Source organism: Pseudomonas sp. Sample_20, assembly GCF_004307585.1.
Classification (GTDB): domain Bacteria; phylum Pseudomonadota; class Gammaproteobacteria; order Pseudomonadales; family Pseudomonadaceae; genus Aquipseudomonas; species Aquipseudomonas atacamensis.
Window position 1 is genome coordinate 1 of record NZ_RCOA01000066.1, and the last position, 8,087, is coordinate 8,087.

Sequence of the window (8,087 nt, forward strand, 5' to 3'; positions counted from 1 at the left end):
GGTGGTCATGGCGTGGCAACCGGTGGGGGGGGATGTAGCTACGACCGTTGCGCTTCATGGCTGTTCAGTGGCCAGGCGAATCTCCGCTGAATTGGCAACCGCTTTCGCGAGCAGGCTCGCTCCCACAAGGATCACGCTGTACCTGTGGGAGCGAGCCTGCTCGCGAAGAATGCGCCGTCGATCTTATTGAACGGCCTCGTCATCCTTGAACTGGTCTTTCACGTATTTGATCTCGGTCCGCCCGTGCGGCGCCGGCAGGCCGTCTTCGCCGAGGTTGACGAACACCATCTTCTCGACGGTCAGGATGCTCTTGCGGGTGATCTTGTTGCGCACTTCGCAGGTCAGGGTGATCGAGGTGCGGCCGAATTCGGTGGCGGTGATGCCCAGTTCGATGATGTCGCCCTGGCGCGAGGCGCTGACGAAGTTGATTTCCGAGATGTACTTGGTCACCACACGCTGGTTGCCCAGTTGCACGATGGCGTAGATCGCCGCTTCTTCATCGATCCAGCGCAGAAGGCTGCCGCCGAACAGGGTGCCGTTGGGGTTGAGGTCTTCGGGTTTAACCCATTTGCGGGTGTGGAAATTCATGTTCACTCCTGAGCGCTTGCCGAAAGATGCGCCCATCTTGGCAGACTGCTCAGTCAGGCTCCAGGCAGCTGCGACTATGGTCGCCATTGGCGATCTTCATCCAGCCGACAGAAACCCTTTGGAAGATCAGCCCGGGCGGCTATAATCGCCCCCGTTTCAAAAAACGGTAACGTTCACTGGCTACCGTTTTCCCGCCACCTGTCCGAGGGGCGCTGCAGCAGGTTCGACCTGTCAGGCTCGGATGGGGCGTTGACCGGCCTGCGCCGGACACTAAACGCACAACGGCGCCCATTCGCATACATTACGAATGGAGGCTCTTCATGAGCGCTGTCAACACGCCTGCCGATTTTACCGATTACAAAGTTGCCGACATGTCCCTGGCTGCCTGGGGCCGTCGCGAAACCATCATCGCCGAATCGGAAATGCCTGCCCTGATGGGTCTGCGCCGCAAATACGCTGCCGAGCAGCCGCTCAAGGGCGCGAAAATCCTCGGCTGCATCCACATGACCATTCAGACCGCCGTGCTGATCGAAACCCTGGTTGCCCTGGGTGCCGAAGTACGCTGGTCGTCCTGCAACATTTTCTCCACTCAGGATCAGGCCGCTGCCGCTATCGCTGCCGCCGGTATCCCGGTGTTCGCCTGGAAAGGCGAGACTGAAGAAGAGTACGAGTGGTGCCTGGAGCAGACCATCCTCAAGGATGGCCAGCCTTGGGACGCCAACATGATCCTCGACGACGGCGGCGACCTGACCGAGCTGCTGCACAAGAAATACCCGCAAGTGCTCGATCGCGTTCACGGCGTAACCGAAGAAACCACCACTGGCGTACACCGTCTGCTGGACATGCTGGCCAAGGGCGAGCTGAAGATCCCGGCGATCAACGTCAACGACTCGGTGACCAAGTCCAAGAACGACAACAAGTACGGCTGCCGTCATAGCCTTAACGATGCGATCAAGCGCGGCACCGACCACCTGCTGTCCGGCAAGCAAGCGCTGGTCATCGGTTACGGTGACGTGGGCAAGGGCTCGGCCCAGTCCCTGCGTCAGGAAGGCATGATCGTTAAAGTCTCCGAAGTTGACCCGATCTGCGCCATGCAAGCCTGCATGGACGGTTTCGAACTGGTGTCGCCATTCATCGACGGTATCAACGACGGTTCCGAAGCGAGCATCGACAAAGCGCTGCTGGGCAAGATCGACCTGATCGTGACCACCACCGGTAACGTCAATGTTTGCGACGCGAACATGCTCAAAGCCCTGAAGAAGCGCGCCGTTGTCTGCAACATCGGTCACTTCGACAACGAAATCGACACCGCTTTCATGCGCAAGAACTGGGCTTGGGAAGAAGTGAAGCCACAGGTGCACAAGGTTCACCGCACCGGCGCTGGCAGCTTCGATCCACAGAACGACGACTACCTGATCCTGCTGGCCGAAGGCCGTCTGGTGAACCTGGGCAACGCCACCGGTCACCCGAGCCGCATCATGGACGGTTCGTTCGCCAACCAGGTTCTGGCACAGATCTTCCTGTTCGGCCAGAAATACGCCGACCTGTCGCCAGCGCAGAAAGCCGAGCGTCTGACCGTTGAAGTACTGCCGAAGAAACTCGACGAAGAAGTGGCCCTGGAAATGGTTCGCGGCTTCGGCGGCGTGGTCACCCAACTGACCAAGCAACAGGCTGACTACATCGGCGTTACCGTCGAAGGCCCGTTCAAGCCGCACGCCTACCGCTACTAACAGGCGCTGAAAGCTCGCTCTCCCTGTGGGAGCGAGCTTGCTCGCGAAGGCGATTGATCATTCAACATCACGGTTGTCTGACCCAGCGCTTTCGCGAGCAGGCTCGCTCCCACACGGGATTGCAGCGCCTCGAAGGTACTTGTTTACAAGGGTATGACCATGTCCCAAGACCGTCGCTACAGCTTCGAGTTTTTCCCGACCAAGACCGATGCCGGGCAAGAAAAGCTGCTCGCCACTGCCCGTCAGTTGGCCACCTACAACCCTGATTTCTTTTCCTGCACCTACGGCGCTGGCGGTTCGACCCGTGATCGCACGCTCAACACCGTGTTGCAGCTGGAAAACGAAGTCAAAGTACCCGCCGCTCCGCACCTGTCGTGCGTCGGTGACAGCAAGGACGACCTGCGCGGCCTGCTGAACGAATACAAGGCTGCCGGCATCAAGCGCATCGTTGCCCTGCGTGGCGACCTGCCGTCCGGCATGGGCATGACCAGCGGTGAGCTGCGTCACGCCAATGAACTGGTGGAATTCATTCGTGAAGAAACCGCCGATCATTTCCACATCGAAGTCGCCGCTTACCCGGAAATGCATCCGCAAGCGCGCAACTACGAAGACGATCTCGCCAACTTCGTGCGCAAGGCAAAGGCCGGTGCCGACAGCGCGATTACCCAGTACTTCTTCAACGCCGACAGCTACTTCTACTTCGTCGACCGTTTGCAGGCGCTGGGCGTGGATCTGCCGATCGTGCCGGGGATCATGCCGATCACCAACTACAGCAAACTCGCGCGCTTCTCCGATGCCTGCGGTGCGGAAATCCCGCGCTGGATCCGCAAGCAACTGGAAGCCTACGGCGACGACACGCGAAGCATTCAAAGCTTTGGCGAACAAGTCGTCAGCGAAATGTGCGAACGCCTGCTGCAGGGCGGCGCACCGGGGCTGCACTTCTACTCGATGAACCAGGCCGAACCTAGCCTGGCCATCTGGAACAACCTGAAGCTGCCGCGCTGAAGGTTTTCCATGCGATAAAAAAGGCCCTCACCGGGCCTTTTCACTGAAAAGCACAAATGGAATATTGTTGTCGATGATCTGCGCGCAAACAAAAACACGCCCTCAACTGGTCTATCTGGTTTTCGGTGCCGAGACCTACCATCAGGAAGCTGTTTTCAGCATCGCCAGTGCTCTGGCGTGGTTGCGCGAGACACCGGATGCCGCGATCGATATCCAGGTCTTCAGCGACAATCCGCAACCCTACGAGCATCTCCCCGTACGCATTCGCCCGCTGGACGCCGAAACGCGCCAGAAATGGAGCGAACCCCACGGTTATCATTTCCGGATCAAACATGTCGCGTTGCGCTCGGTACTTGAAGAGCATGAAACGGCGCTGTTGATCGACACCGATACATTTTTCCACTGCTCGCCGCTGAAACTGTTCGAGCGGGTGCAGCCCGGCACCCTGCTGTGCAATGACTACTACGCTCGCTATGGCGACAACAAGATGAGCCTGCTCTACCGCACGCTGTCGGCCACACTGCTGGACAAAGGCCTGACTGACGATCACATGCGCCTGCTCAACTCCGGCGTCATCGGCCTGCATCGGCAGGATGCCCACGTGCTCGACCGCTCCATCGCTTTGATTGATGAGCTGTTCCCGTCGGCACAGGGCGCCTACACCCTCGAAGAGTTCTGCCTGTCAGTGGCTGCCTATCGCACGCTCGACGTCAACAAGTGCCCGGATCTGATTCACCATTACTGGAGCCGCAAGCACCTGTTCAGGGCCAAGGTTCAGGCCTGGGTCGCCAAACATGGCGACAACCCGACCGGCGAGGCTGCACTGGACGACACCCGGCGGGTGTCGCCGCAACTGCCGCGACCACCGCGCCTGCAGCGGATGTTCTACAAGCTCGCCACGTTGCTGCTGCCGGCACATCTGCGTCAGTTCATTCGCGAAATTCTTTACGGCTGCTATGAACATCCCAACGAGTTCGATCAGGCGTGTGCAGCGGTCTGGTGGGACAAGGCGCTGGAAAACCAGCAGAAACGCATTGGCAAGCCGGTTTGCAGGCACTTGCTCAGGGACTGGTTCAGTCGCGGCCTGGTCAAGCGGATCCTTGGTTCGCGTCACGCGAAGGTCCACCAACACCTGCTGAAAACCGCAAGCAAATAAGGCCATCACGGCCATTGCGCCCGGGGTCTGCGCGAAACATGCATGCCAGAGCTTCTCATCAGGCGTTTCGCGTACTAACCTCAGGCCATGCCCCTTATTGCCCAACTGCTGAGCGTTATTCTTTTGACTTGCCTGAGCGTCGCCGCTCGGGGGGAGAAGTTGCGTATTGTCACCGAGCCGTGGGCGCCGTACGTCTACGAACAGGGTGGCAAAAACCTTGGTCTTGACTACGAAACCACCGCCATCGTGTTCCAGCGTCTGGGCATTGAAGTGGAATGGCAGTTCCTGCCGTGGAAGCGCTGCCTGTCGATGCTCGAGACCGGCCAGGCCGACGGTGCCCTGGACATCTTTCACAGCGCCGAACGCGACGCCACCCTGCTCTATCCCAGCGAACCGTTGTCCGATGTCGAATTCGTGATGTTCTACGCCAACGACCGGCCGCATCCATTCAACACCCTCGAACAACTCAAAGGCCTGACCATCGGCACCTCGCCGGGTTATCTGTACAGCCCTGACTTCAGCCAGTCGGACCTGTTTACCCGTGAGCCGGCGCCAACCCATGAAGCCAATTTCGGCAAACTGGTGCGCGGACGCATCGACCTGTTGATTACCGATCGCCGCGTCGGTCAGCATTTGCTCGATGAGCTGGATATTCGCGATCTGATCACGGAAAACCCGACGGTTATCAGTCGCCAGAGCCAGTTTCTTGCAGTTCGGCGCAATGCCGGCATGGATTTGCTGGTGCAGCGTTTCGGTGCCGAGCTCAAGCGTTTCAAGCGTGAACCGGCCTACGCCGAGCTCAGCGCGCGCTATGGTGCCGCACCTGTTGAGGGCGCACCAATGCGCCCGGCCACGGCCGGCGGCAAAACCGTTGAGCAGCAGGAAAGCAGCGCGCAGTGATTGCTCTGTTATACTCCGGCGTTCCCGCCAGGCTCACGCCCGGACGCCCGGAACCGTAACAGGCCTCTCGACCCGCTACAGCGCAGCTTCCAGCCCGCGCGAGCGCTCCTGACGTGCCTTCGGAACCGCCGCTGGACCGGACGGGATTGCGTCCTCTTAAACGTGATTCGCGCCAGGCAAGACTCCCATTGGGCCAAGCCCTAACTAAAACAGGATTACTCATGTCCTTTGCTTCCCTCGGTCTCTCCGAGGCTTTAGTCCGTGCCATCGAAGATGCGGGCTATACCGAGCCTACTCCGGTGCAACAGCGGGCCATTCCCGCCGTGTTGCAAGGTCGCGACCTGATGGTGGCGGCTCAGACAGGTACCGGTAAAACCGGCGGTTTCGCCCTCCCGATTCTGGAGCGGTTGTTCCCCAACGGTCACCCGGACAAATCCCAGCGTCACGGCCCGCGCCAACCGCGCGTGCTGGTCCTGACCCCGACCCGCGAACTCGCGGCCCAGGTGCACGAGAGCTTCAAGATCTACGCCCGTGACCTGAAATTCGTCAGCGCCTGCATCTTCGGCGGCGTCGGCATGAACCCGCAGGTCCAGGCCATGTCCCGTGGCGTCGACGTCCTCGTCGCCTGCCCGGGTCGCTTGCTCGACCTCGCCGGCCAGGGCAGCGTCGATCTGTCCCACGTGGAAATTCTCGTTCTCGACGAAGCCGACCGCATGCTCGACATGGGTTTTGTCCACGACGTGAAAAAAGTCCTCGCACGTCTGCCGGCCAAGCGTCAGAACCTGCTGTTCTCGGCGACTTTCTCCAAAGACATCACCGACCTCGCCGGCAAACTGTTGCACAACCCGGAACGCATCGAAGTGACGCCGCCGAACACCACGGTCGAGCGCATCGAACAACGCGTGTTCCGCCTGCCGGCCAGCCACAAACGTGCGCTGCTGGCGCACCTGATCACCGCCGGCGCGTGGGAACAGGTACTGGTCTTCACCCGCACCAAGCACGGCGCCAACCGTCTCGCTGAATACCTGGACAAACACGGCCTGCCGGCTGTGGCGATCCACGGTAACAAGAGCCAGAACGCGCGCACCAAAGCCCTGGCCGACTTCAAGGCCGGCGAAGTACGCATTCTGGTTGCCACCGACATCGCTGCCCGAGGTCTGGACATCGATCAGTTGCCGCATGTGGTCAACTTCGAGCTGCCGAACGTCGATGAAGACTACGTACACCGTATCGGCCGTACCGGCCGCGCCGGTCGTTCGGGCGAGGCGATCTCGCTGGTCGCGCCGGACGAAGAAAAACTGCTGAAAAGCATCGAGCGCATGACCAAGCAGAAGATTGCCGACGGCGATCTGATGGGCTTCGACTCCAGCACCATCGAAGCCGAGAAGCCGGAAGCCCGCGAGCGTCCGGACATCCGCAACCCGCGCAATTCCCGTGGCCCGCGTGGCGACGGCCCGAATGGCGGTGGCGGCGGTCGCAAGGACAAAGGCAAAGACAAGGGCAAGGAAAAGCCGGTCGGTGAACGTGGCGAGCGCCCTGCCCGTCAGCAGAAACCGCGCGAAGGCACCCCGAGCCGCGAACAGCGCCCGAGCCAGCCACCGCGTGCAGCGGCTGACCGTGCCCCGGACGAATTCCTCGACGACGATATCGATAACTTCGGTAACCGCGTTGACTACGTGCCGAAGGCCGCTCCTGCCGGCGGCCGTGGCCGTCGTCCTGGCGCACCGGCGCAAGGCGCAGGCGCTCCACGCGGAGGTCAGCCACAGGGTCGTCAGAACGGTCCGCGCAACAGCAACGGCTCGAGCACCGGCACGCCACCGGCCAAACGTAGCGGCCCGCGCAATGGCGCTCCGCGTGACGGTCAGGGTCGTCGTGACGAATCCGCGCCACGCAACCGCCGCCCGGCCCGTGACGATCAGCCACGCAGCGAACCGGCCGTGCAGAACCCGCGCAGCAACGGGCCGAAGATCATGCACAAGGAATCGAAAGCCGACCGCTTCCCGACGCCTGAGCAACTCGATCAACTGCCAAGCCGCCCGCGTGGCGAGAAACCAGCACTGCTGACCCGCAATCGCTGAGTTTCAACCCGCCATGAAAAATGCCCCGACTCGAAAGAGCCGGGGCATTTTTTTACCTCGATTATCTCTGCCACACCGCAATACCCCTGTGGGAGCGAGCCTGCTCGCGAAGGCGGCGGGTCAGCTGAATCTTTGCCGATTGACACACCGCTTTCGCGAGCAGGCTCGCTCCCACAAGGAATAGCGTGTTATGGCAAAGAAAAACGCCCCCGGCCTTGCGACCGGGGGCGTTTTCATGTGGCGGCGAAATTTATTTCGCTTTCACACCTTCGAACGAAACATACAGCTCGACCGCATCGGACTTCGGACCGAGGTCTTTCTGCTTGCCGAAATCGGAACGCTTGATGGTGGTGGTGCCTTCGAAGCCGGCACGGTAGCCGCCCCATGGATCCTTGCCTTCGCCCAGGAAGGTGGCCTTGACGACAACCGGCTTGGTTACGCCCAGCAGGGTCAGGTCGCCGGTCACGTCAGCGGTGTTGGCACCGGTGGACTTGACGCTGGTGGATACGAAAGTAGCCTTGCCGAACTTGCTGGCGTTGAGGAAATCAGCGCTGGCGATGTGCTTGTCGCGCTCGGCGTGGTTGGTGAACACGCTGGCAGTGTTGACGTTGAACTCGATCTTGCTGTCTT

General features: G+C 60.7%; 7 protein-coding genes and 1 riboswitch. Of the genes, 5 read left to right on the forward strand and 2 right to left on the reverse strand.

Going from position 1 to position 8,087, the window contains the following annotated elements; all coding sequences use genetic code 11:
• Window positions 1-183: 183 nt before the first annotated feature.
• Entirely contained in the window at window positions 184-588 is a 405-nt protein-coding gene (locus D8U70_RS14660) for a hotdog domain-containing protein (protein ID WP_016772772.1), read from the reverse strand.
• A 198-nt stretch (window positions 589-786) separates the two neighbouring features.
• Window positions 787-885, forward strand: a riboswitch (S-adenosyl-L-homocysteine riboswitch).
• A 23-nt stretch (window positions 886-908) separates the two neighbouring features.
• On the opposite strand from D8U70_RS14660, the gene ahcY reads away from it, so the two are divergent.
• From ahcY to D8U70_RS14685, 5 genes are all read left to right on the forward strand, one after another.
• Window positions 909-2,318 (forward strand): adenosylhomocysteinase, encoded by a 1,410-nt coding sequence (gene ahcY, locus D8U70_RS14665; protein ID WP_016772771.1) that lies wholly within the window; start codon window positions 909-911, stop codon window positions 2,316-2,318.
• 159 nt (window positions 2,319-2,477) lie between these two features.
• Window positions 2,478-3,323, forward strand: coding sequence for a methylenetetrahydrofolate reductase [NAD(P)H] (gene metF, locus D8U70_RS14670; RefSeq protein ID WP_016772770.1), 846 nt, complete (start codon window positions 2,478-2,480; stop codon window positions 3,321-3,323).
• A gap of 73 nt (window positions 3,324-3,396) precedes the next feature.
• Window positions 3,397-4,479 (forward strand): hypothetical protein, encoded by a 1,083-nt coding sequence (locus D8U70_RS14675; RefSeq protein WP_110644413.1) that lies wholly within the window; start codon window positions 3,397-3,399, stop codon window positions 4,477-4,479.
• Between the two features lie 87 nt (window positions 4,480-4,566).
• The gene (locus D8U70_RS14680) at window positions 4,567-5,379 is read left to right on the forward strand and encodes a transporter substrate-binding domain-containing protein (protein WP_122706789.1); all 813 of its coding nucleotides are present in this window, start codon (window positions 4,567-4,569) and stop codon (window positions 5,377-5,379) included.
• A 221-nt stretch (window positions 5,380-5,600) separates the two neighbouring features.
• Window positions 5,601-7,457, forward strand: coding sequence for a DEAD/DEAH box helicase (locus D8U70_RS14685; RefSeq protein WP_130929164.1), 1,857 nt, complete (start codon window positions 5,601-5,603; stop codon window positions 7,455-7,457).
• A 250-nt stretch (window positions 7,458-7,707) separates the two neighbouring features.
• Here D8U70_RS14685 and D8U70_RS14690 read toward each other — a convergent pair.
• A partial coding sequence (locus D8U70_RS14690; RefSeq protein WP_177433970.1) for a YceI family protein occupies window positions 7,708-8,087 on the reverse strand: 380 nt, incomplete at its 5' end.

Excerpts from the sequence above, each read along its gene's own strand:
- D8U70_RS14660 (WP_016772772.1), bottom strand. The coding sequence starts at position 588 with ATGAATTTCCACACCCGCAAATGGGTTAAACCCGAAGACCTCAACCCC.
- metF (WP_016772770.1), top strand. The coding sequence starts at position 2,478 with ATGTCCCAAGACCGTCGCTACAGCTTCGAGTTTTTCCCGACCAAGACC.
- D8U70_RS14685 (WP_130929164.1), top strand. The coding sequence starts at position 5,601 with ATGTCCTTTGCTTCCCTCGGTCTCTCCGAGGCTTTAGTCCGTGCCATC.
- D8U70_RS14680 (WP_122706789.1), top strand. The coding sequence starts at position 4,567 with ATGCCCCTTATTGCCCAACTGCTGAGCGTTATTCTTTTGACTTGCCTG.
- D8U70_RS14675 (WP_110644413.1), top strand. The coding sequence starts at position 3,397 with ATGATCTGCGCGCAAACAAAAACACGCCCTCAACTGGTCTATCTGGTT.
- ahcY (WP_016772771.1), top strand. The coding sequence starts at position 909 with ATGAGCGCTGTCAACACGCCTGCCGATTTTACCGATTACAAAGTTGCC.